Annotated in this window: 27 protein-coding genes; 10 read left to right on the top strand and 17 right to left on the bottom strand. The window is 67.0% G+C overall.

Features of this window, described 5'->3' with window-relative positions:
• Window positions 1-4: 4 nt before the first annotated feature.
• Window positions 5-862 carry a tRNA threonylcarbamoyladenosine dehydratase gene (locus tag ASG75_RS00645; RefSeq protein WP_235580119.1) on the bottom strand — a complete coding sequence of 286 codons (858 nt, stop codon included), beginning with the start codon at window positions 860-862 and terminating at the stop codon, window positions 5-7.
• A 76-nt stretch (window positions 863-938) separates the two neighbouring features.
• On the opposite strand from ASG75_RS00645, the gene ASG75_RS00640 reads away from it, so the two are divergent.
• Window positions 939-1,328, top strand: coding sequence for a cytochrome c (locus tag ASG75_RS00640; RefSeq protein WP_056384776.1), 390 nt, complete (start codon window positions 939-941; stop codon window positions 1,326-1,328).
• A gap of 58 nt (window positions 1,329-1,386) precedes the next feature.
• On the opposite strand, the gene ASG75_RS00635 is transcribed toward ASG75_RS00640, so the two are convergent.
• The 6 genes from ASG75_RS00635 to ASG75_RS00610 form a co-directional block, all read right to left on the bottom strand.
• Window positions 1,387-1,689, bottom strand: coding sequence for a DUF962 domain-containing protein (locus ASG75_RS00635; RefSeq protein ID WP_056384774.1), 303 nt, complete (start codon window positions 1,687-1,689; stop codon window positions 1,387-1,389).
• Between the two features lie 59 nt (window positions 1,690-1,748).
• On the bottom strand, window positions 1,749-2,624 hold the full coding sequence (locus ASG75_RS00630) for a pirin family protein (RefSeq protein WP_056384773.1): 876 nt from the start codon (window positions 2,622-2,624) through the stop codon (window positions 1,749-1,751).
• Between the two features lie 10 nt (window positions 2,625-2,634).
• The gene (locus ASG75_RS00625) at window positions 2,635-3,696 is read right to left on the bottom strand and encodes an NADH:flavin oxidoreductase/NADH oxidase (RefSeq protein WP_056384771.1); all 1,062 of its coding nucleotides are present in this window, start codon (window positions 3,694-3,696) and stop codon (window positions 2,635-2,637) included.
• A 51-nt stretch (window positions 3,697-3,747) separates the two neighbouring features.
• The gene (locus ASG75_RS00620; RefSeq protein ID WP_056384769.1) at window positions 3,748-4,665 is read right to left on the bottom strand and encodes an alpha/beta fold hydrolase; all 918 of its coding nucleotides are present in this window, start codon (window positions 4,663-4,665) and stop codon (window positions 3,748-3,750) included.
• Window positions 4,666-4,751: 86 nt separating this feature from the next.
• Window positions 4,752-4,961: a cold-shock protein gene (locus tag ASG75_RS00615; protein ID WP_007507924.1), complete on the bottom strand. Its 210-nt coding sequence runs from the start codon at window positions 4,959-4,961 to the stop codon at window positions 4,752-4,754.
• 256 nt (window positions 4,962-5,217) lie between these two features.
• Complete coding sequence (locus ASG75_RS00610) at window positions 5,218-5,427, bottom strand: cold-shock protein (RefSeq protein ID WP_056384767.1); 210 nt, start codon at window positions 5,425-5,427, stop codon at window positions 5,218-5,220.
• 339 nt (window positions 5,428-5,766) lie between these two features.
• Between ASG75_RS00610 and ASG75_RS00605 the strand changes: the two genes are divergently transcribed.
• Window positions 5,767-6,225, top strand: a complete 459-nt coding sequence (locus ASG75_RS00605) for a hypothetical protein (RefSeq protein ID WP_056386886.1) — start codon at window positions 5,767-5,769, stop codon at window positions 6,223-6,225.
• Window positions 6,226-6,252: 27 nt separating this feature from the next.
• Here ASG75_RS00605 and ASG75_RS00600 read toward each other — a convergent pair whose 3' ends face one another.
• Window positions 6,253-7,488: a crosslink repair DNA glycosylase YcaQ family protein gene (locus ASG75_RS00600; RefSeq protein ID WP_056384765.1), complete on the bottom strand. Its 1,236-nt coding sequence runs from the start codon at window positions 7,486-7,488 to the stop codon at window positions 6,253-6,255.
• 183 nt (window positions 7,489-7,671) lie between these two features.
• Here ASG75_RS00600 and ASG75_RS00595 point away from each other — a divergent pair, with 183 nt between their 5' ends.
• Both ASG75_RS00595 and ASG75_RS00590 read left to right on the top strand, forming a co-directional pair.
• On the top strand, window positions 7,672-8,154 hold the full coding sequence (locus ASG75_RS00595; protein ID WP_235580118.1) for a hypothetical protein: 483 nt from the start codon (window positions 7,672-7,674) through the stop codon (window positions 8,152-8,154).
• Window positions 8,155-8,268: 114 nt separating this feature from the next.
• Window positions 8,269-9,366, top strand: a complete 1,098-nt coding sequence (locus ASG75_RS00590; protein WP_056384763.1) for a phospholipase A — start codon at window positions 8,269-8,271, stop codon at window positions 9,364-9,366.
• 81 nt (window positions 9,367-9,447) lie between these two features.
• Here ASG75_RS00590 and ASG75_RS00585 read toward each other — a convergent pair whose 3' ends face one another.
• Window positions 9,448-9,930: a peptidylprolyl isomerase gene (locus ASG75_RS00585; RefSeq protein WP_056384760.1), complete on the bottom strand. Its 483-nt coding sequence runs from the start codon at window positions 9,928-9,930 to the stop codon at window positions 9,448-9,450.
• 145 nt (window positions 9,931-10,075) lie between these two features.
• Window positions 10,076-10,561: a glutathione peroxidase gene (locus ASG75_RS00580; protein ID WP_056384758.1), complete on the bottom strand. Its 486-nt coding sequence runs from the start codon at window positions 10,559-10,561 to the stop codon at window positions 10,076-10,078.
• 99 nt (window positions 10,562-10,660) lie between these two features.
• Between ASG75_RS00580 and ASG75_RS00575 the strand changes: the two genes are divergently transcribed.
• From ASG75_RS00575 to ASG75_RS00565, 3 genes are all read left to right on the top strand, one after another.
• On the top strand, window positions 10,661-11,671 hold the full coding sequence (locus tag ASG75_RS00575; protein ID WP_056384756.1) for a methionine ABC transporter ATP-binding protein: 1,011 nt from the start codon (window positions 10,661-10,663) through the stop codon (window positions 11,669-11,671).
• Window positions 11,668-12,345 carry a methionine ABC transporter permease gene (locus ASG75_RS00570; RefSeq protein ID WP_056384754.1) on the top strand — a complete coding sequence of 226 codons (678 nt, stop codon included), beginning with the start codon at window positions 11,668-11,670 and terminating at the stop codon, window positions 12,343-12,345. Before ASG75_RS00575 ends, ASG75_RS00570 begins: the two co-directional genes overlap by 4 nt.
• A 65-nt stretch (window positions 12,346-12,410) precedes the next feature.
• Complete coding sequence (locus tag ASG75_RS00565; protein WP_056384753.1) at window positions 12,411-13,205, top strand: MetQ/NlpA family ABC transporter substrate-binding protein; 795 nt, start codon at window positions 12,411-12,413, stop codon at window positions 13,203-13,205.
• A gap of 185 nt (window positions 13,206-13,390) precedes the next feature.
• Here the strand turns inward: ASG75_RS00565 and pncB are convergent, their stop codons facing one another.
• On the bottom strand, window positions 13,391-14,572 hold the full coding sequence (gene pncB, locus ASG75_RS00560; protein WP_056384751.1) for a nicotinate phosphoribosyltransferase: 1,182 nt from the start codon (window positions 14,570-14,572) through the stop codon (window positions 13,391-13,393).
• 334 nt (window positions 14,573-14,906) lie between these two features.
• On the opposite strand from pncB, the gene ASG75_RS00555 reads away from it, so the two are divergent.
• Window positions 14,907-15,716: a cytochrome c gene (locus ASG75_RS00555; protein WP_056384749.1), complete on the top strand. Its 810-nt coding sequence runs from the start codon at window positions 14,907-14,909 to the stop codon at window positions 15,714-15,716.
• 47 nt (window positions 15,717-15,763) lie between these two features.
• Here ASG75_RS00555 and ASG75_RS00550 read toward each other — a convergent pair whose 3' ends face one another.
• From ASG75_RS00550 to ASG75_RS00535, 4 genes are all read right to left on the bottom strand, one after another.
• On the bottom strand, window positions 15,764-16,780 hold the full coding sequence (locus ASG75_RS00550) for an aminopeptidase (RefSeq protein ID WP_235580153.1): 1,017 nt from the start codon (window positions 16,778-16,780) through the stop codon (window positions 15,764-15,766).
• A gap of 78 nt (window positions 16,781-16,858) precedes the next feature.
• On the bottom strand, window positions 16,859-17,323 hold the full coding sequence (locus ASG75_RS00545) for a hypothetical protein (protein WP_082547448.1): 465 nt from the start codon (window positions 17,321-17,323) through the stop codon (window positions 16,859-16,861).
• Window positions 17,324-17,458: 135 nt separating this feature from the next.
• Entirely contained in the window at window positions 17,459-18,079 is a 621-nt protein-coding gene (locus ASG75_RS00540; RefSeq protein ID WP_056384746.1) for a histone H1-like repetitive region-containing protein, read from the bottom strand.
• A 95-nt stretch (window positions 18,080-18,174) separates the two neighbouring features.
• Window positions 18,175-18,783, bottom strand: a complete 609-nt coding sequence (locus tag ASG75_RS00535; protein WP_056384744.1) for a rhomboid family intramembrane serine protease — start codon at window positions 18,781-18,783, stop codon at window positions 18,175-18,177.
• 201 nt (window positions 18,784-18,984) lie between these two features.
• On the opposite strand from ASG75_RS00535, the gene ASG75_RS00530 reads away from it, so the two are divergent.
• A complete protein-coding gene (locus ASG75_RS00530; RefSeq protein WP_056386882.1) occupies window positions 18,985-19,863 on the top strand; it encodes a PhzF family phenazine biosynthesis protein in 879 nt (292 codons plus the stop codon).
• A 49-nt stretch (window positions 19,864-19,912) separates the two neighbouring features.
• On the opposite strand, the gene ASG75_RS00525 is transcribed toward ASG75_RS00530, so the two are convergent.
• The gene (locus tag ASG75_RS00525; protein ID WP_056384742.1) at window positions 19,913-21,091 is read right to left on the bottom strand and encodes an NAD(P)/FAD-dependent oxidoreductase; all 1,179 of its coding nucleotides are present in this window, start codon (window positions 21,089-21,091) and stop codon (window positions 19,913-19,915) included.
• A 119-nt stretch (window positions 21,092-21,210) separates the two neighbouring features.
• Between ASG75_RS00525 and ASG75_RS00520 the strand changes: the two genes are divergently transcribed.
• Entirely contained in the window at window positions 21,211-21,693 is a 483-nt protein-coding gene (locus ASG75_RS00520; RefSeq protein ID WP_056384739.1) for a YajQ family cyclic di-GMP-binding protein, read from the top strand.
• Between the two features lie 2 nt (window positions 21,694-21,695).
• Here the strand turns inward: ASG75_RS00520 and ASG75_RS00515 are convergent, their stop codons facing one another.
• Window positions 21,696-22,349, bottom strand: coding sequence for an NrsF family protein (locus ASG75_RS00515; protein ID WP_056384737.1), 654 nt, complete (start codon window positions 22,347-22,349; stop codon window positions 21,696-21,698).
• Window positions 22,350-22,353 lie beyond the last annotated feature (4 nt).

The following is a 22,353-nucleotide window of genomic DNA, read 5'->3' as shown; positions in this document are numbered from 1 at the left end:
GCCGCTAACCGCCCAGTAACTTCTCCAGTACCTTGCCCACGGCCGCGAATGCGAACGCACCGGTGATGTGGGTGGCCGCGCCCAGCCCGCCGCCGCAGGCCAGGTTCATCGTGTCGCCGCCGGGCGGGCGGGTGCCGCAGACGGTGCCATCGGGTTGCGGGTACTGCACGTTCTGCAACGAATAGACGGCTGAAACGCCGAAGTAGCGATCCGGGTTGCGCGGAAAATTGAAATCCGTGCGGAGCTTCTTGCGGATCAGGCTGAACATCGCGTCGTGCTCGGTGCGCGACAGGTCGCGCACGCGGATCTGGGTGGCATCGGTGCGCCCGCCGGCCGAACCCACGCTGACGATCGGCAGCTTGCGCCGGCGACACCAGGCGATCGTCTCCAGCTTCACGCGGAACGCGTCGCAGGCATCCAGCACCACGTCGTAGCCGTGGTCGAGCAGCTCGTCCAGCGTGGACGGGGTGAGGAAGCGTTCGATCGCCTCCAGCCGGATGGTCGGGTTGATCGCGTGCGCGCGCGCCGCCATCACGCCCACCTTGGACTTGCCGTACTCGCCGTCCAGTGCGTGCAGCTGGCGGTTGGTGTTCGACACGCAGACCTCGTCCGCATCGATCAGGGTGAGTCGGCCCACGCCGCTGCGCGCCAGTGCCTCGACCGCCCACGAACCGACGCCGCCGATGCCGATCACGCAGACATGCGCGCGCGCCAGCGCAGCCACGCTGCCGCTGCCGTACAGGCGTTCGACGCCGGCGAAGCGCTCGGCCGGAAAAGTCGTCTCGTCCACGGCATCGCCGCTGGTGTACGGGGTCGTATCTGCGTGTGTCACGGGCCTGCCTTGCTGCTGCGTATCCGCCATTTTATCGCGCCCGCGTGGCTGCAACGCGTCTGCGGGGGTTATCCTTGCGGCCATCTTCATTCCTGGAATCGTAACGATGCGCGTAGCTTTGATGATCCTGCTCGGCCTGGCGATCGGCGTGATCGGTACGGCCAACGTGATGAATGCGCTGGCCGCGCGCAACCCGATGCCGAAAGCCGTGATGGAAACCATGGGCTACCACATGGGCGAACTGAAGAACGCCATGAAGGCGAAGCAGTGCGATCCGGTCAAGGTCCAGCATCACCTGGCCCGCCTGCAGTCCACTGCCACGGATATCGTGCCGGTATTCGGCATCGACGAGAAAATTTTCACCGACGACGCCACCCAGCTGCAGAACCGCTTGCAGCAGGCCGTGCAGGGTGCGCCCGCCACCTGCGAGGCGCTGGCCGCGGCGGTCAAGCCGGTCGGCGAGACCTGCAAGAGCTGCCACCAGCAGTATCGCTGAAAGATCAAGAGCACCCCTCCCCAACCCTCCCCTGCGAGCAGGAGAGGGAGAAAAGCGCTCAGAAGCGGATCTTTCCGCGCAGCATCTGCCCGTACATCACCCAGTCGCCGGCCAGGCTGTACAGCGGGTGCTTGAACGTGGCCGGGCGGTTCTTCTCGAACCCGAAGTGGCCGATCCAGGCAAATCCGTAGCCGAACACCGGCGCCAGCCACAGCCAGCGCAGCTGGCCGCTCGCCAGGGCCAACACGATCACCGCGATCACCAGCGTGCTGCCGACGAAATGCATCCGGCGGCAACTGCGGTTGCTGTGCTCGCTGAGATAGAACGGATAGAACTCGGCAAAGCTGCTGTAGCCGGACATGTTTCTGCTCCGTGGCGAGATGGCCCGATTCTGCCACGCAGACACACCGTGCGCTCCGCCTATTCCGGCAGCGGAATGAATTCCTTGTCGTCGCCGGCCACTTTCGGAAAGCGTCCTTCGCGCCAATCGGCCTTGGCCTGCTCGATGCGCTCGCGCGTGCTGGCCACGAAGTTCCACCACAGGTGCCGTTCGCCATCCAGCGGCGCGCCGCCGAACAGCATCAGGCGGCTCGCCTCGTGCGCGCGCAGCGGCGGCGCGGCGGGGCCGGCCTGCACCGCCATCTGTTGCGCGCCGACTTCCAGTTCGCCCCAGCGGATCGCACCCTCGACCACGTGCACGCCACGCTCGGCGTGCTCGGCCGGCAAGGCCAGTTCGGCGCCCGCGGCCAGTTGCACTTCCAGGAAGAACATCGGCGCGAACACCTTCACCGGCGAGCGCTCGCCGTAGGCCGTGCCGGCAATCAGCACGGCTTCCATGCCGGGCCGGCGGATCTTCGGCAGTGCGTCGCGGTCGTGGTGATGGAATTCCGGGTCCACCTCGGCATCGGTCTGCGGCAAGGCCACCCAGACCTGGATGCCGTGCAGCAGCTGGCCATCCTGGCGCGCTTCCGGCGGCGTGCGTTCGGAGTGGACGATGCCGTGACCGGAGGTCATCCAGTTCACTTCGCCGGGGCGGATGTCGGCCAGGCTGCCCAAGCTGTCGCGGTGGCGGATCACGCCGTCGAACAGCCAGGTCACCGTGGCCAGGCCGATATGCGGATGCGGGCGCACGTCCATGCCTTTGCCGGCGGCGAACGTGGCCGGCCCGACGTGATCGAAGAACACGAACGGGCCGACGTGGCGTGCCTGCAGCACCGGCAGCATGCGGCGCACCATGAAGCCGTCGCCCAGGTCGTGCACGCGGGCATCGGCAATCAGCATCGGGGCAGCTTCCATCACGCTCTCCTTACCAGGCCCGTTGATATTGCACTGGCGGGTCGATCTTCGCACCCAGCTGTTGCGCGGCGCGGCGCGGGAAGTACGGATCGCGCAGGCTTTCGCGAGCGATCAGCACCACGTCGGCGTCGCCGTTGGCGACGATCTGCGCGGCCTGCTCCGCGCCGGTGATCAGGCCCACCGCACCGGTGGCGATGCCGGCCTCGCGGCGGATCTGCGCCGCGAACGGCACTTGGTAGCCCGGCGCCGGCGCGATCTTCGCGTGCGGCAGCAGACCGCCGCTGGAGACGTCGATCAGGTCCACGCCCAGCGACTTCACCTGGCGCGCCAGCTCGACGCTCTGCCCGATGTCCCAACCGCCTTCGTCCACCCAGTCGGTGGCCGAGAGGCGCAGCCACAGCGGCAACTCGGCCGGCCACACTTCACGTACGGCGACGATCACTTCGCGCACCAGGCGGGTGCGGTTCTCGAAGCTGCCGCCGTAACGATCATCGCGCCGGTTGCTCAGTGGCGACAGGAACTGGTGCAGCAGGTAGCCATGCGCCGCGTGCACTTCGATCAACTCGAAGCCGGCCGCCAGCGCGCGTTGCGCGGCGGCGCGGAAGTCCGCGATCACCGTCTGGATGCCGACTTCGTCCAGCGCTTGCGGTGCAGGCCAGCCGGTATCGAACGGCAGCGCCGACGGCGCCACGGTGCGCCAGTCGCCCTGCCCGGCCGGCACCGGGCCGTGCCCGTCCCACGGCCGCAGCGTGCTGGCCTTGCGCCCGGCATGCGCCAGCTGCATGCCGGCGATCGCACCGTGCGCCTTGATGAAGCGGGTGATCGGCTGCCACGCCTGCAACTGGGCCTGGTTCCACAGGCCGGTGTCCTGCGGCGAGATGCGCCCCTGCGCGGAAACCGCCGAAGCTTCGGCGATCACCAGCGCCGCGCCGCCGACCGCACGGCTGCCCAAGTGCACCATATGCCAGTCGTTCGGCACGCCGTCGGTGGCCGAGTACTCGCACATCGGCGACACCACCAGGCGGTTGCGCAAGGTCAGGCTGCGTTGGGGGAACGGATCGAACAGGTTCATGGGGAATCCAGCGTCATGGAACTGCCGAGATGCAGACAAAGTCCCATGGAATCAAGCCGCCGTGCCGTCGCGCGCGGCGAACGCTGCGTCCGGCGCAGCCAGCCAGTCGGCGATGCGCGAAGCCATCGGCGCGGGCGTCTTCATCCAGCCGAAATGGTCGGCCGGCAAGCCACCCATGTCTTCCCGCGTGATCACATCCACGCGGCGCTCGCCCGGACCCAGCTTGCCCAGCAGCCACTCCAGCGACGCCGGCGGACCCAGCCAGTCCTGCTGCAGGCGCAGCGCCAGCAGCGGCAACTGCAACGCGGCCAGCTGACGCTCGAAATCCTGCGCCATCCCGGCCACCACATAGCGACCGCTGCGTCCGCTGCGCGCCCAGTCGGCGATCACCCCGCGCGCCTCGTTGCCGCCAAAGCCGATCCGCCGCCCGGGCAGATAACCCGCCAACCCGGCCAGCAACGGGGCTAGCGTGTAAGCCGCACCGATCAGCCAGCCACGCCGGAACCGGCGCCAGTACGGCGCGCCGCTGGCGACCAGCAGCAGGCCGGTGAAGTCGTGCGGATGCAGGCTGGCGTAAAGCAACCCGAGCTGGCCGCCGAGACTGTGTCCGCCCAACCAGCGGTGCGCCTGCGGCCAGCGTTGGCGCACCGCCGCCATGCCCGCGGGCAGGTCGTCCTGCAGCAACTCGCGATAGCCCCAGTCGCAGCCGCGGCCGGCGCGTCGATCGCTGGAGCCGATGCCGCGCCACTCGTGCAGCACCACCGCGACGCCCCGCGCCGCCAGCGCCTGGGCCAGCGGCAGATAGTGCCGGGCTGGTATGCCCATCGCCGGAATCCAGTACAGCAAGTACTGCCAGGCGTCGGCGGGAAGCACGGCCAACAACTCGTAACGGGCGCCGTCGGCAGCAGTTACCGGGATGACCAGCGGCTCGGCCGCTGCAGGAATGTTTTCGACGGAATGATCGGACATTCCGACAGGCTAGCGAATTGCCTTCGCCACTACAAAAAAGGAGGCCGGCTTGCGCCGGCCTCCTCAAACGGATTCCGCCACCGCGATCAAACGGGGGTGACGTCTTCGGCCTGCAGGCCCTTCTGGCCGTCGACGACCTTGAAGCTGACCTTCTGGCCTTCTTGCAGACTCTTGAAACCCGAGCCGGTGATGGCGCGGAAATGCACGAATACGTCAGGGCCATTTTCGCGGCTGATGAAACCGAAACCCTTGGCGTCGTTGAACCACTTGACGGTACCTACTTCACGATCCGACATGACTAACTCCGATCCTATCCAGACGCTGAGACAAACCGGCCCCAACGGGCCGACGGTTCACTGAGCATGCAGGGTCCGGTGCAACAGTCGGATTCAGGAAATCCTTACCGGGCACTCACGTAGCCAAGCAGACGCAGCGGCCCAAGCATAACGGATTTTCAGCCCGTGAGTGATTTGTCAAGCAGGTTATTTCGGACATGATCCGGGCAGGAAAAAACCGGGCATCTCTGCCCGGTTTCCCCTACAAACGCGGCGATCAGGCCGGGGTTACTTCTTCGGCCTGCAGGCCTTTCTGGCCCTGCACCACCTTGAACGACACCTGCTGGCCTTCCTGCAGGCTCTTGAAGCCGCCGCCGGTAATGGCGCGGAAATGCACGAATACGTCCGGGCCATTGTCGCGGGCAATAAAACCGAAGCCCTTGGCGTCGTTGAACCACTTGACGGTACCCATCTGACGATCAGACATGTTAATCACTCCACAGGTTTATAGACGCGACCCCCACGACGGCGGCCGGCCGGCTTGACTGGTGTGCAAGGAAACAACCCTGGGGTGAACGATGAGGCAGATCGCGGATCGGCTGCATCGGGTCACAAACTTTGCTGACCCCGGCAAACACAGTGGGCGGATCATAACGGCACAACGGGGCTGAACGGAATGGAGCCCATTCACGGTTTTTTGCCGATTCGGCGGTAAATTCAGATTTCCTTGACCTCCGCCGCGCTCTAGTGGCAGCCAGTCACCCGATCCATTACCCGCTGGCCGCCCCGGCCCGTCGGTATGGTCATCAAGTCGAGGAGCGCCATGATGCCTGCCCTGTCCCGCCTGACCCTGGCCAGCATGCTCGGAGGCCTGCTGCTGGCTGGTTGCGCACAGCACCCGGCCACCAAGACAACGACCACCTCCACCACGACAACCTCATCCACCTCCACCACGAAGGCCGCCAGCACCCCGCACCGGGAACACGCCGCGGCCACCAGCAGCAAGCCCGCCGCCGAACCCGACCTGTCCGGCAACACCGGTATTGCCGCCTGCGACGACTATCTCTCCAGCTATCTCGCCTGCCATCGCGCGGCGGCGATCTACGCGCCGGACCAGTTGCAATCCCGCTACGAGGCGATGCGCAGCAGCCTGCTGCGCGATTCGAAGAACCCGGATATCCGTCCGCAACTGGCGGCACGCTGCAACTCGCTGGCCGGCCAGCTGCGCCAGGCCCTGCACGGCAAGCCGTGTGCGGGGAACCCGGCACCGGCCGGCACGCCGTAAGTCCCATCGGGCGATAACGAGCGCGGGCTAGCCGGCTTCGCGCCAGGCCGCGCGCAGCAGCCGCGCCATCGCCGCGGGCTGAGTGCGGCCCAAACGGATCTCCGGAGTGCCGTGCCAGCGGGCGGTATCGGCGATCGCCCTGGCCACCGCCTGCACCAGCGGCGGTTCCGGCAACACGCCCGGCTCCAGGAACAAGGCCTTGACCTCGAACTGGTCGGTACTGCGATGGGCTTTCGCATCGAGCCGGCCGATCAATCGGCCCCGATGCAGGATCGGCAGCACGAAGTAGCCGTAGCGGCGCTTCGGCGCCGGCGTGTAGCACTCGATGGTGTACTCGAAATCGAACATCGCCAGCGCCCGTGCGCGATCCCAGACCAGCGGATCGAACGGCGACAGCAGTGCGGTGCGGGTGGCGCGCAGGCGGCCGGCCAGCGCCTTGTCCAGCGCCTCGGCGTGGTCGCGGTGCACATAGCCGGGCGTGCTCCAGCCCTGCACCGGCACCGCCAGCAACTCGCCGCTGGCCAGCAGCGGCGCCAGTTCGCGATCACTGACTTTCGGCTTCAGGCGAAAGTAGTCGGCGATCCAGCCGGCCGGCGTCACCCCCAGCGCACGCACGCTGTCGACGATGAAACGCCGGCGCAGTTGCGCCGCCGACGGTGCGGCGGCGGAATCGAACGGCGGGTCGAGCCGGGCCAGCACGTTCTCGGCCAGGTCATACACGCGCTGGAAGTTGTCGCGCCGCGCCACCATCAGCTCGCCCAGCGCGAACCACGCCTCCAGCCAGCGTTTTTCCGGTTTCCACTCCCACCAGCCCGGCTTGCTGGCGCCGTCTTTGCGCGCGAAATCCGCCGCACGTACCGGGCCGGACGCACGAACGGCTTCCAGCAACGCCTCCATCTCGGCGCGTTGTTCGCGATGCATCCGCGCCGCATTCCGATGCGCCCAGTGATGCGCGCGCTGACCGTGCCCGCCGCGATGCCAGGCGACATCGGCGGCGCTGACGAAGCACGCCTCGTGCGCCCAGCACTCGGCCAGCCGGCCCTGCGCCAGCGCTTCGTCCAGCCAGACCATCGGGTAGTCGCCCAGGCGCGAATGCAGCACCAGGTAGGGGCTGCGCGCGACCACGTGGATGGTGTCGATCTGCAGCAGGCGCATGCGCTCGATCGCCGCCACCACGTCGTCGCGCCGGGGCCGCCGTCGCGGCGACTGCAGCAGGCCCTGCGCGGACAGTTGCAGCGCCCGCGCCTGCGCCAGGCTCAGCACGCGACCATCACCTGAAGCGGCGCCCAATGGCGAAGTGTCTTCACAACCTCATGACCCGGATATTGAGCCGGCATTTACAAAGCCCCTGCTAGCGTGAAACTCGAGTTGGGCCGGACGGGAATCCCGCCCGATGGCGTGCGGACATCCGCACAACCTCGCCGATCATTCTGGCATGGAGTACCGATGATGAAATCCCGCAAACCCTTATTGACCGTCCTCGCCGCCGGCACCTTGCTGTTCGCCGGCAGCCTGATCGCGCAACAGGACCTGCCGACGCAGGCACCTCCGCCGCCGCCCACGGATACGATGCCCCAGCCGCCACCCGTTCCGCCGACGCCGCCTGCACCACCACCGCCGGCGCAATCGGGCATGCCGGCGACACCGCCGCCGGCGGCCAGTACGGCAGTCGCACCGCCGACCGGCCAGGCCGACACGGCCACCATGAACACGCCGGCCGGCGAGCTCACCGTGCATTCGAGCATGCCGCCGCCTCCGCCGGCCGGTCCGGCACCCGCTTTCGAGCAGTTGTCCGGCGGCGGGAAATACATCAGCGAGGACCAGGCCTCGGCCTATCCGTTGCTCGCCAACGACTTTCTCTATGCCGATCACAACCGCGATGGCCGCATCAGCAAGAGCGAGTACGCGCGCTGGACCACCGGCAAATAAACCTGCCCGCAGCAGACGCCGGCCGCACCCGCGGCCGGCGTTTTCATGTGCCAGTCACCGTCGCCCGCGGCCGCTCCGCTAAACTGACCCGCCGCCCGCCAGGAACTTTCCTTCATGAAGCGATTGACCGCGGCCGTCCTCCTGGCCTTGTCCGCCGGCACCCTGGCCACCGCCGCGCACGCGCAGAACCCGGACCCTACCGACATCCGCGCCTGCACCGCCATCGAGAGCGACGCCCAGCGGCTGGCCTGCTACGACCATGCGACCGGCCGGGTCAACCTGCCGATCGCGCAGAAGCGGGTGGACGAGGCAACCACGACGCCAAGCATCTTCAGCCGCGACCGCCAGAAGACGTCCAGCGCCGGCGTGGAACCCAACAGCGAAGTAGCCACGCCGCTGTCGCTGCTCGACAGCCGCTGGGAACTGTCGCCGGAAAGCAAGCTCGGCACCTACAACATCCGCGGCTACAAGCCGGTGTACGTGCTGCCAGCCTTCCTCACCAGCAACCAGAACAACCAGCCGCACAGCCCGAATCCGAACAATACGGTGACGGACCAGGGCGAACAGTTGGACAACGTCGAGGCGAAATTCCAGCTCAGCCTGAAGGCCAAGGTGTGGCAGGGCGTGTTCGGCGACGCCGGCGACCTGTGGGTGGGCTACACCCAGTCCTCGCGCTGGCAGGTCTACAACTCGCAGCTGTCGCGCCCGTTCCGCGAAACCAACTACGAGCCCGAGGCGATGCTGGTGTTCAACACCCACTATCAGGTACTGGGATGGGATGGGCGGATGCTCAGCATCGGCTTCAACCACCAGTCCAACGGCCGCAGCGATCCGCTGTCGCGCAGCTGGAACCGGGTGATCGCCAACGTCGGCTTCGAACGCGATGGCTGGACCGTGATGCTGCGCCCGTGGTGGCGCGTGCCGGAAGCCCGCAGCGACGACAACAACCCCGACATCGGCAACTACATGGGCCGCGCCGAAATGCAGGTCGTGCACGAATGGCACGGCCAGGAATTCGGCATGCTGCTGCGTCACTCCCTGCGCGGCGGCAGCCGCAGCCACGGCTCGGCGCGCTTCAGCTGGAGCTTCCCGATGGCCGGCAACCTGCGCGGCTACATGGAAGTGTTCAAGGGCTACGGCGAAAGCCTGATCGACTACAACCACAACGCCACCTACCTGGGGTTGGGCGTGTCGCTGCTCGACTGGTATTGACTCAAGTCGCAAACGACGAAGGCCCGGTGCAAATACCGGGCCTTCGCTTATCGGCGGATGGCGGCCTGGCCGCGCCGGCGATCAGTGGTGGTGACCGCCGGCGCCGTGCACGTGACCGTGCTCCCGCTCTTCCGCGGTGGCGCCGCGCACGTCGGTCACCTCGATGGCGAAGTGCAGGGTCTTGCCGGCCAACGGATGGTTGGCGTCGATGAAGACCACGTCGTTCTCGACCTTGCTCACGGTAACGTTGATCTGGCCTTCCGGGCCATGGCCCTGGAACTGCATGCCGGGCTGGATGTCCTCGACGCCCTGGAACGCCGCGCGCGGCACTTCCTGCATCAGCTCGTCATGGCGCACGCCGTAGCCCTCTTCGGGCGCCACGTCGGCAGTGAACTTGTCGCCGACCGAACGGCCTTCCATCTGCTTTTCCAGGCCCGGCACGATATGGCCGCTGCCATGCAGATAGGTCAACGGCTCGCGACCTTCGGAGCTGTCGATGACCTGGCCCTCGTCGTCGGTCAGCGTGTAGTGGAAAGCGGCAACGGAGTTCTGGGCAATCTGCATGAAATTCTCGCGAATAGGTTCAAGTCCGCCGGCCAGGCGCCGACACGAGCCGCGCAGAATACCAGAACCGCGCAAACCGGCCGCAGGCCGTGCAGCGCCATGCATGCGCCGGCGTGCTGCCGCGAGCGATCGAGAGGGAACCGGATCAGCCGGCGAGCCGGGCCTGCGTGTCCTTGCCGATCTTCTCCGGCGTGTCGGTGGAGGCGTAGCGCTTCACCACCTGGCCGTCCGCATCGATCAGGAACTTGGTGAAGTTCCACTTGATCGACTCGCTGCCGAGGATGCCCTTGCCTTCGCTCTTCAGCCACTTGTACAGCGGGTCGGCGTGCTCGCCGTTGACCTCGAGCTTGGCGAACAGCGGGAAGGTCACGTCGTACTGAGTGCTGCAGAAGGTCTTGATCTCGGCCTCGTCGCCGGGCTCCTGATGGCCGAACTGGTCGCACGGAAAACCGAGCACCACCAGGCCCAGGTCGCGCTGGTCCTGCCACAGCGTCTCCAGCCCCTGATACTGCGGGGTGAAGCCGCATTTGGATGCCACATTGACGATCAGCAGGGTCTTGCCGCGCCATTCGGCGAGCGAGCGCTGGTTGCCATCGATATCGCGAACGGTGAAATCGTAGACGCTGGACATGGACGGACTCCGTCTTGATGGATCAATCCGGCAGCATACGCCATCGACCGTGATGTCCGTGGCATAGAATGGCCCACCACCCGCAAGCCAGATTCCGCCGTGATCCGCTTCGTCGATGTCCACAAGTCCTACCGCGTCGACGGCAAGGACATTCCAGCGTTGCAGCCGTTCAGCCTCGACATCGCCGATGGCGAGGTGTTCGGCATCATCGGCTTGTCCGGCGCCGGCAAATCGACGCTTATACGGCTGATCAACTTGCTCGAACGACCCAGCGGCGGGCGCATCTTCGTGGGCGACACCGAGATGACCACGCTGGCCGAGCCGGCGTTGCGCGCACAGCGGCGCCGGATCGGCATGATCTTCCAGCACTTCAACCTGCTCGCCTCGCAGACGGTGGCAGACAACGTGGCATTCCCGCTGCGGCTGGCCGGCGAGCGCGATGCCGGCGCATTGCGCGCGCGCGTCGACGAGTTGCTGGCGCGGGTGGGGCTGACCGCGCACGCGGACAAATACCCGTCGCAGCTTTCTGGCGGCCAGAAGCAGCGCGTCGGCATCGCCCGCGCGCTCGCCAACCGGCCGTCCATCCTGCTGTGCGACGAGGCCACCAGCGCGCTCGACCCGCAGACCACCGCCTCGGTGCTGGAGCTGCTGGCCGAGATCAACCGCGAACTGAAACTCACCATCGTGCTGATCACCCACGAGATGGACGTGGTGCGCCGCGTGTGCGATCGCGTGGCGGTACTCGACGCCGGCGCGATCGTGGAGCGCGGCGCGGTCGCCGACGTGTTCCTGCACCCACAGCATCCCACCACCAAACGCTTCGTCAACGAGGCGCTGCCCGAGGAAGCGGCCAGCGAGCTGGCGCCGTTCGCCCAGGTACCCGGACGCATCCTGCGTCTGAGCTTTCGCGGCGACGCCACGCTGACCCCGGCGCTGGGCCGCATCGCCCGCGAGACCGGCGTGGAGTTCAACATCCTCGCCGGCCGCATCGACCGCATCAAGGACCTGCCCTACGGCCAGCTCACTCTGGCGATGCAGGGCGAACGGGTGGACGCCGCACTGGCCGCACTGCGCGAAGCCGGCATCGAGATCGAGGAGTTGCACCGATGAACCCGCTGCAGAAGCTCTTTCCGAACATCGACGACTGGGGCGAGATCGGCCGCGCCTGCATCGACACCCTGCTGATGCTGGGCGGCTCGCTGGCGCTCACCGTGCTGATCGGCCTGCCGCTGGGCGTGCTGCTGTATCTCACCGCCAAGGGCCAGCTGCGGCCGATGCCGAAGCTCTATGCGATCACCTCGCTGCTGGTGAACATCCTGCGCTCGGTGCCGTTCATCATCCTGATGATCGTGTTGATGCCGATCACGTACGCCCTGGTCGGCACCAAGCTGGGCATCCGCGGCGCGATCCCGCCGCTGGTGATCGGCGCGGCGCCGTTCTTCGCGCGACTGGTGGAGACCGCGCTACGCGAAGTGCAGCAGGGCGTGATCGAGGCCAGCCAGGCGATGGGCGCCAGCCTGTGGCAGATCGTGCGCCACGTCTTGCTGCCCGAAGCGCGTGGCGGCCTGTTTGCCGGCATCACGGTCACCGCGATCGCGCTGGTCGGCTATACCGCGATGGGCGGCGCGATCGGCTCCGGCGGCCTCGGCGACCTGGCCTACCGCTACGGCTACCTCAGCTACAAGTCCGACTACATGCTGGTCACCGTGGTACTGCTGATCGTGCTGGTGCAGCTGCTGCAGATGATCGGCGACCGCATCGTGGCGCGCTACGGTCGGCGCTGAACGAACGTCTTTGCATCTGGCGGTATAGACGGCTATTCTTGTGCGCCGCACAAGATCATGCCGCCATGAAACTGCTCCTGCCCATCGCCGCCCTGTCCCTGCTGTTGCTTGCCGGCTGCTCCGGTTCCGGCAAGCAGGGCGAGAACGTCCTCACGGTTGCCGCCACCGCCGTGCCCCACGCGGAAATCCTCAAGCAGGCCAAACCGCTGCTGGCGAAGGAAGGCGTGGACCTGCAGATCAAGGTGTTCGCCGACTACGTGCAGCCGAACACCCAGGTGGCCGAGAAGAACATCGACCTGAACTACTTCCAGACCAAGCCCTACCTGGATGCGTTCAACCGCGAGCGCGGCACCCAGCTCACCATCATCACCGGCGTGCACATCGAGCCGTTCGGTGCGTATTCGCACAAGTACAAGAGCATCGACCAGCTGCCCGACGGCGCCAGCGTGACGCTGCCGAACGACCCCAGCAACAACAGCCGCGCGCTGTTGCTGCTGGCGAAACACGGCCTGATCACGCTGAAGGATCCGACCGACGAGATGGCCACGCTGAAGGACATCACCGCGAACCCGAAACACCTGAAGTTCCGCGAGCTGGAAGCGGCGATGCTGCCGCGCACGCTGGACGAGGTCGACCTGGCCCTGATCAACACCAACTACGCGCTGGCCGCCGGCCTGAATCCCACCAAGGACGCGCTACTGATCGAGAGCAAGGACTCGCCCTACGTGAACTACCTGGTCGGCCGCCCCGACAACCAGCACGACCCGCGCGTGCAGAAACTGGCCCGGGTGCTGAACAGCCCGCAGATCAAGGCGTTCATCGAGCAGAAGTACCACGGCGCCGTATTGCCGGCGTTCTGACCACGCATCGCTCCCTCCCCTGACTCTTACACGCTCGGTCCCTCCCCCTGCGAAGCAGGGGGAGGTCAGGAGGGGGTGAGGCTTTTGATCTTGCTCGTACCGAAGAGCAACCCCTCCCCAACCCTCCCCTGCTTTGCAGGGGAGGGAGCAGAGCTTGGCGGCTTCTGACTCCTCCTGCCTGGGCCTCACCCCTGCGACGCAGGAATCTCGAACACCTGCCGCAGATACGCCACGTAGGCCTTGTCCTCGCACATGTTCTTGCCCGGCGAGTCGCTCAGTTTGGCCACCGGCTGGCCGTTGCAGCGGATCATCTTGATCACGATGTTGAGCGGCATGGGGCCCACGTCGTTGGTGAGGTTGGTGCCCACGCCGAACGCCAGCAGGCAGCGGCCGCGGAAGTGCGCGTACAGCTGCATCACCGTGGGGATGTCCAGCCCGTCACTGAACACCAGCACCTTGCTGCGCGGGTCGACGCGGTTCGCGCCGTAGTGCGCCAGCACTTTCTCGCCCCAGGCGAACGGGTCGCCGGAGTCGTGGCGGGTACCGTCGAACAGCTTGCAGAAGTACATGTCGAAATCGCGCAGGAACGCGTCGAGCCCGTACACGTCCGACAGCGCGATGCCGAGGTCGCCGCGATACTCCTTCGCCCACGCCTCCAGTGCCGCCACCTGCGAGTCGCGCAGGCGCGGGCCCAGCGCCTGGTGCGCCTGCAGGTATTCGTGCGCCAGCGTGCCCAGCGGGGTCAGGTTGAGCTTGCGCGCCAGCCACACGTTGCTGGTGCCGGCCAGCTGCTCGCCCAATCCCTCGCGCAACGCGGTCACCACCTCCTCCTGCCACATCCGCGAGTAGCGCCGGCGCGTGCCGTAGTCGGCGATCTTGCAGCCGGCGTAGTCCGGCGTGTCGCGCAGCAGTTCGATCTTCGCCTGCAACCGCCGGCGCCCCTCGGCAAGGTCGAGGCCGCCGCTGGTGTTGCGGAAGTACACCTCGTTGACGATCGCCAGCAGCGGCACCTCGAACAGGATGGTATGCAGCCACGGCCCGCGGATGCGGATCTCGATCTCGCCGTTGGCCGCCGCCGGTGCGATCTTCACGTACTTCTCATTGAGCTGGAACAGCCCCAGGAAATCCACGAAGTCGCTCTTGATGAAGCGCCACGTGCGCAGGTAGTCGAGCTCGTCCGGTGCGAAACGCAGCTGACACAAGGCTCTCAGCTCGGTGCGGATCTCGTCGATGTACGGCACCAGATCGATGCCCGGCGTGCGGCACTTGAAGCGGTACTCGACCTGGGCTGCCGGATACTGGTGCAACACCACCTGCATCATCGAGAACTTGTACAGGTCGGTGTCGAGCAGCGAATCGATGATCATCGGTAACCCAGGCGGGGAGCGGGATGGGCCATTATCCACGCGAACCGCGGCTTGTTTCGCGCAAAAAGAAACCCCATCAGCCAGGGGAGGACTGACGGGGTTTGTCAGGCGGCATCCAGGGGAGGAAATGCCGGCCCCTCAGTGACACGCTGTATTGCGCCGCTTCCTGTCGCCATCACGGCGATACACATGCTTAGTGTGGCCGGCAGCGCGTGAGTTCAACGTGCATGTCGAACTTTGTTCAGCTTCCCGACAGGCTTGCTGCAACGAAGCGGACGGGAACGGTTCGCGTACCCATCACCTACAATTTCTTTACTTCCGTGCGGAATCGACCATGAAGCTGTTCGCCATCTACCTGCTCGTGTGGTGCCTGGCCCTGCCTGCGGCGGCCGCCGAGCTGAAAGTCGACCTCGGCCATGGCGTCATCACCTATCGCACCGAAGCTCTACTCAAGCGCCACGACGCGCGCACGATCAGCGTGCCCGGCGATGTCGCGTTCCATCGCACGATGCACTACCGTGCCGTGCCGCTGGCCGCCCTGCTCGAGGGCATCGGTCCCGACGATCACCTGCAGTTCGTCGCCGGCGATGGCTTTGCCGCCGAGATCCCCGCCGCATTGCTGCTGAACACGCAAGGCAGCGCAGCCTGGCTGGCGATCGAGGACCCGTCCCGGCCCTGGCCCGCGCTGGACAAGAACCGCGGCAGCGCCGGGCCGTTCTACGTCGTGTGGACCCGGCCGCAGGCCGCCCGCGTGGGCCCGGAACAATGGCCGTACCAGCTGGCCCGCATCCGCAAGCTGGGCGGCGTGGCCGAACGCTTCCCGGCGATCCTGCCCGACCCTTCGCTGCCGGCGGGAGGCGACGTGCAACGCGGTTTCGCCGTCTTCCAGCGCACCTGTTTCGCCTGCCACACGCTCAACGGCCAGGGCGATTCGAAACTCGGCCCGGATCTGAACCTTCCGCACAACCCCACCGAATACCTGCGTGCCGACCTGTTGCGCGCCTTCATCCGCAATCCGCAGTCGCTGCGGCAGTGGCCGCAGGCGAAAATGCAGGGGTTCGACACGCACGCGCTGTCCGACGCCGATCTCGACACCGTGCTGGCCTATCTGCGGCACATGGCCGGGCGCAAGCCGGGGCATTGACTCCGCCGGATCAGCCGGTACGTCCACCGCGGACACGCCGCGCCAGGTCAAGAGCGTTGCTGCAACAGCGCCTGCAGTGCCTGGTCGCGCCGCACCTTCGGCTCGCGCGCCAGCTGGCGCACGCTGGCGTAGAACGCCGGCCAGCGGCGCCCGGCACGCTGGAACAGCACGGCGAACGCCGGCGTCCACCGGTCGTACAGGCCGAACGGCAATAGCCGTGCATTGTTGATCGGCATGGCGACCCAGGCGTCGTAACGGTGGTCGTCCGGCCAGTCGTGCTCGCGCCACTGTGCATAGCGGACGCGGAACGCCGCGATTTCGCGTTGCTTGTCCGCATCCATCGCCGATGCATCCACGTCGCTGGCATACAGGGCTTCCAGTCGTGTACGCAGGTCCAGCACCAGATGGGTGAAACCTTGCTCCATCGCCCGGGCATGCTCGTCCGGTGGCGGCAGGCCGCGCGACTGGCGCCATTCGCGCAGGCCTTCGCTCTGCACGAAGCTCGCGAAGGATTCGTTGAACGCGGTGTCGCCCTTCACGTAGATCAGCTGGTGCGCCAGCTCGTGGAAGATCGTGCCGTCCAGCTCGTCGTCGTCCCAGCGCAGCATGCTCGACAGGATCGGATCGGCGAACCAGCCCAGCGTGGAATACGCCGGCACGCCGCCGACCCAGACGTCGTCGCCGTGCGCCTGCAGCCGCGTCGCATCCGCCTGCGCATCGGCCTCCCTGAACCAGCCGCGATAGGCGACGCAACCGGCGACCGGAAAACACTGCGGCACTGCCTGCACCGAAAAGCGCGGCGCGGCGAACACGTTCCACACCACGTACGGCCGATCCAGCGCGACGTAGCCGGTATAGCTGCGGTTGTCCGGCAGGGCCAGCCGCTGCGAGGCGAACCGGCGTGCCTGCTGCGCCTGGCGCAGGCGCATGGCGAGTTTCGGATCGGTGGCCGGATCGCGCACCAGCTCGCTCACCGCGCGTCGGTGCACGATCAGCACGCCCTGCCCGTGCGCTGCCTGCGCGTAGTAGCGCAGGCTGCCGCAGGCGCACAGCAAAAGGCCCACCGTCGCGATGACGATGAGCCTTGCAATACGGGTGCGTGGCGGCACGAATCCGGGCATCCCCCGATTGTGCCTCAAGCCTCAGTCGCGATGATCGCGATCGCCGCTACGGGAGCCTCGCCGCTGCCGGTTGCCGTCGCGACTGCTTTCGCGACTGCCGCCGCGATAGTCGCTGCGGCCATCGCTGCGGCCATCGCTGCGTCCATCGCCACGGCCCCGCCACTGGCCGGCGTGGCTGCGATAGTCGCGGTAGTTGCGATGATCGCGATAGCCATCATGCCGATAACGCGAACCGCCGTACCACACGCTGCTGACGCCCACGCTCACGCCGGGTGCATAGCAGCAACCGTAATAACCGCCGCCGTAGCCACCGTAATAGCCGTCGTAGTAACCCGGCGCCACGTAGTAGGCATTGCCGCCGGCGCCATAGTAGGCATCACCGCTGTAGCCGGAACCACGTACATAACTGTAGCCCGGATCGTAATAGCAGCCCGACAACGTCGCCGCAGCGACGATCAGGACAAGACTGGCCAACAGGCGTTTCATGATCCGTCCCCGTTCTGGAGTAGCGATGTCACGCTAGCCCGCGGTGCTTGAACGCGCACTGAGTTCCAGCGTGTCGCCTACCGGCGTTCACCCGCCAGCCATGTAGCGCCGCCGCCCACCCGTCGACAAAGACCATCAATCCTTGCGCTTGCTCTGCTCGCCGCGTTCCGGCGCCAGCACGCGTCCGCCGGCAGCTTCGCCGCCGGCTGCACCCGCTACCGGCAGGTGCAGCTCCGCACTGCCCGATCCCGCTTGCGCCAGGTTGGCATCCGGCCAACTCGGCCCTTGCCTCACCCGATTCTGTTTGGCCGCCAGCAAGGCCTGGATTTTTGCCACGGCGTCTTCCTGGCTGATGTGCTGGACCGGTGCTTCCGCCGGCGGACGTTTGCGTGGAGCCGGCTTTTTCGCGGCAGCGACGGGGCGGGCGGCAGGTTTTGTCGCCAGCTTCTTCGCCACCTGTTTTGCTGCCGCGGCCTTCCTGCTTGCAACCGGTTTCGCCAGCGGCTTTTTCGCAGCCACCTTCTTTGCGGCGACCTTCCCGGCCACGGCCTTTTTCGCCACCGCCTTCTTCGTCGCAACTTTTCCTGCTGCGGGTTTCCGCGCTGCCGGTTTCTTCGTCGCGGATTTCTTCGCGGCGACTTTCTTCACCGCCGCCTTGCGCGGCGCGGGCTTCTTCGCGACCGTTTTCCCGGCCGGTGCCTTTTTGGCGGTTGCTTTCTTTGCCGCGGACTTCTTCGCAGCCGACTTGCGGGTCATAGCCATGCGTTCGTTCTCCTGCGGTGGTCGATGGAACCGTGCCCAGTATGCGCGCCCCGGCCGCGACGGGCATTACGCAGCGCAGGAAACGTTCATCATCGGAAGCTGGGCTGCATCAGCGCATTGAGAAAATGCGGCAACACCCGCGGCTCCGCCAGCAGGGTGAAAATCACGCCGTACGCCGCGCCCCACAGGTGCGCGCTGTGGTTGACGTTGCCCTGCCCGCGCCGGTCCATGTAGATCGAGTAGCCGGTGTACAGCACCGCGTAAACGATCGCCGGCATCGGTATCACCAGCACGATGATCCGCGACCACGGCGCCAGCAGGATGAAGGCGAACAGCACCGCCGACACCGCGCCCGAGGCACCGAGGCTGCGATAGTCCGGGTTGGCGCGATTCTTCAGGTAGGTCGGCAGGATCGAGATCACCAGGCCGCCGATATAGAACAGCGCGAAACCGAACGGCCCCATGCGCGCGGTGAAGAAGCCCTCCATCACCCGGCCGAAGAAGAACAGCGTGAACATGTTGAACAACAGATGCCCGAAGTCCGCATGCACCACGCCGTAGGTCACCAGGCGGTGGTACTCGCGCTGGCGGGCGATCGCTGGCGGCCACAGGATCAGGTCGTTCATCAGGCGGCTGTTCTTGAATGCCATGAACGAAACGATGCAGGTGATGGCGATGATGACCAGGGTGATCGGCATAGACGGTTCCGCGCCAGGTAACAAAAGCGGCCATCTTGGCGCCGCTGCCGCGACTTGTCGACTTTTCGTTGGCGCAGTTGCCGCTCTGCCGGCGCTCATGCCTCGCCGCCGCGTCGATATTCCGAAAGGCCACTGCCCGGACCGGCGGCAGGCGGTTATCATTCGGCGCTTTATGCGGCCACCAGCCGCTCGATGGATCCCATGACTTCGCTTCGCTACCTGCACCTGGACGTCTTTGCCGCCACTCTGGGCGGCGGCAATCATCTCGGCGTGGTGATCGGCGCGGACGGCTGGAGCAGCGCGGCGATGCAGCGCTTCGCGCGCTGGACGGCGCTGGTCGAGACCACCTTCCTGCTGCCGCCGACCGATCCGCGGGCCAGCTACCGCGTGCGCATCTTCACTCCGCACAAGGAGATCCCGTTCGCCGGCCACCCCAGCATCGGCAGTGCTCACGCCGTACTCGAATGCGGCCTGGCCGAGCCGCACGATGGCCTGTTGTGGCAGGAATGCGGCGCCGGCGTGCTGCCGATCCGCGTCGAAGGCAACGGTGCCAACCGCGAGCTATTGCTGCAGTCGCCCGGCGAGCGCGTGCTGGACACCGGCCGCGACGCGCACCCGCTGCTGGCCGCCACGCTGGCCGGCATCGAACTGGGTGCACTCCCGCCGGCGCTGGTCGATGGCGGGCGGCGCTGGTGGCTGGCCGAGGTGGCGGACGAAGCCAGCCTGCGCGCGTGGCAGCCCGATCACGCGGCGATCGCTGCGCTGGCCCAGGCCAGCGACAGCATGGGGCTGTGCGCATTCGCAAGAAGCGGACATCCCGACTACCAGCTGGTGGTGCGCGCGTTTCCGGCCGGTGTCGGCATCGTCGAGGACCCCGCCTCCGGCGCTGCCAACGGACTGATCGCCGCGTATATCGTGCACGCCGAACCACACGGCGCGCTGGCCCGCGGCTACCGGGTCAGCCAGGGCCGCGAGATCGGCCACGACGCGCAACTGATCGTGCACATCGACGGCAACGCGATCTGGGTCGGCGGGCGCAGCCATACGGTGATCGACGGCACCCTGGCGTGGCAGCCGTAACGCTGGTCGCCGTGGCAAGACAGGCACGGCCCACCGACGGGCGCCGTCCTCACACCACCTGCCCCGCCGCCTGCCCGGACGCCCACGCCCACTGGAAGTTGTAGCCGCCGAGCCAGCCGGTGACGTCGACCACCTCGCCGATGAAGTACAACCCCGGCACCAGCTTCGACTGCATCGTGCTGGAGGACAAACCGTCAGTGTCGACGCCGCCCAGGGTGACTTCGGCGGTGCGATAGCCTTCGGTGCCGCTGGCGGTGATCGGCCACGCATTGAGCTGCGTGCCGATCTGCTCCAGTTCGGCATCGCGGTACTGGCGCATCGGGCGGCTCTCAAACCATGGCTCGCACAGGCGTTGCGCGAGGCGTTTCGGCAGCGCGTCGCCGAGCACGGTCTTCAGTTCCGCCAGCGGCCGCGCCGCGCGCTGCTCGATCAGGTGCGCGCCGGCGTCCCGGTCCGGCAGCAGATCGATGCGCAGGTCGTCGCCGGGTTGCCAGTACGAGGAGATCTGCAGGATCGCCGGACCGCTGATGCCGCGATGGGTGAACAGCAGGCCGGCACGGAAACCCTGCTTGCCGACACGCGTCTCCACCGCGGGCAGCGCCACGCCGGCGAGATCCTGGTAATGCTCCTGGTGCTTGCCGCTCATGGTCAGCGGCACCAGCCCGGCGCGCGTGGGCAGCACGGCGTGGCCGAGCTGGCGCGCCAGTTCGTAGCCGAAGCCGCTGGCGCCCATGCTGGGGATCGACAGGCCGCCCGAGGCGACCACCAGCGATTCGGCATGCACCTCGCCGCGCGCGGTGTGCACGCTGAAACCTTCCGGCGTCTTGCGCACGCGCTGCACGCCGCAGTTCGCTTCCACTGTGACGCTGGCGGCGGCGCATTCATCCAGCAGCATGCGCACGATCTGCTTGGACGAGTCGTCGCAGAACAGCTGGCCCAGTTCCTTCTCGTGATAGGCGATGCGGTGCTTCTCGACCAGCGCGATGAAATCCCACGGCGTGTAGCGCGCCAGCGCGGACTTGGCGAAATGCGGGTTCGCCGACAGGTAGTTCGCCGGCGTCGCACCCGTGTTGGTGAAATTGCAGCGCCCGCCACCGGACATCAGGATCTTCTTGCCGACCTTGTTGGCGTGGTCGACCACCAGCACGCGGCGACCGCGCTGGCCGGCGGCGATCGCGCACATCAGGCCCGCGGCGCCGGCGCCGATGATCAACACGTCGGTTTTCAAAAACTCACCATGGCTACGCCGCTTTGCTTCTGTTCGTCATCCCGGCGAAAAGGGAAGTCGCGCATTATCACCCAGCCGCATGGCTTACACTTTGTGCCTGTTCCCAGCGAGCCGCCGCCATGCCTTCCTTTGACGTGATCTCCGAAGTCGACAAGCACGAACTGACCAATGCGATCGACCAGGCCAACCGCGAGCTGACCACCCGCTTCGACTTCAAGGGCGTGGACGCGCAGTACGTGCTGGACGATGGCGTGATCACCCAGAGCGCGCCCAGCGAATTCCAGCTGCAGCAGATGCTGGACATCCTGCGCGGCCGGCTGACCGCGCGGAAGATCGACGTCCGCGCGCTCGACGTGGGCGACCCGGAAACCAACCTGGGCGGCTCGCGGCAGAAGATCACCGTGAAGCAGGGCATCGAGCAACCGGTCGCGAAAAAGCTGGTGGCCGAGCTGAAGGCGGCCAAGCTCAAGGTCGAGGCGCAGATCAACGGCGACAAGCTGCGCGTCAGCGGCAAGAAGCGCGACGACCTGCAGGCGGCGATGGCCTTGCTGCGCAAGTCCGAGGTCGAGCTGCCGCTGCAGTTCGACAACTTCCGCGACTGAGCTCAGGTCCTCGACAGCAGCCGACCACCCATCGCGGCATTGGCCGCCACCACCGCCGCCACCGCCAGCGCATGCGTCAGCAGGTCGGTGGCAGCCGCGTCGAACGAATGGCAGATCTCCAGCAGGCTGGCCGAGGCCGCCGCGCTGGCCAGGCCGATCAGCACCGCGGCGAGCACCGGCCGCAGCGGGCAGGCGCGGCGCAGCAGCATGATCAGCAGCGCGGACAGCGGCACCGAGAAGCCGATGATGAAAAGCAGGCAGTCGGCGGACTGATGCACGCCGGCGAGTTCGGTGCCCGGCGCGATCCACGTGCGCAGGCAGCCGAGGCCGCTGGCACCGATCCACAACAGGGCCCCGGGCAGCGGCAGCCACGCCCACGCCGCACGGCGCCCCGGCACGCCCAGCGCGAACGCGGCCCACGCCGCGCAGATCGCGGTGATCGCCGCACCGATGCCGGCCCAGGCCAGGTCCGGCGTGGCGGCCCAGCGCCGCAGCATCGGGTCCGCGCCGTAATGCATCAGCAACCCGATCGCGAGCGCCACCACCAGCAGCAGCCAGCCGGCGGTACGCAGCCATGGCGGCAGCAGCCGCCGCACCGGCACCAGGCCGGTGCCCAGGCGGTCGATCAATGCCTCATGGGATGGCGGATCGGACATCACG

The organism is Rhodanobacter sp. Soil772 (assembly GCF_001428385.1).
In the GTDB taxonomy this organism is placed as follows: domain Bacteria; phylum Pseudomonadota; class Gammaproteobacteria; order Xanthomonadales; family Rhodanobacteraceae; genus Rhodanobacter.
The sequence above is the reverse complement of the archived record's forward strand: the minus strand, read 5'-3'. Positions and strand labels throughout refer to the sequence as shown.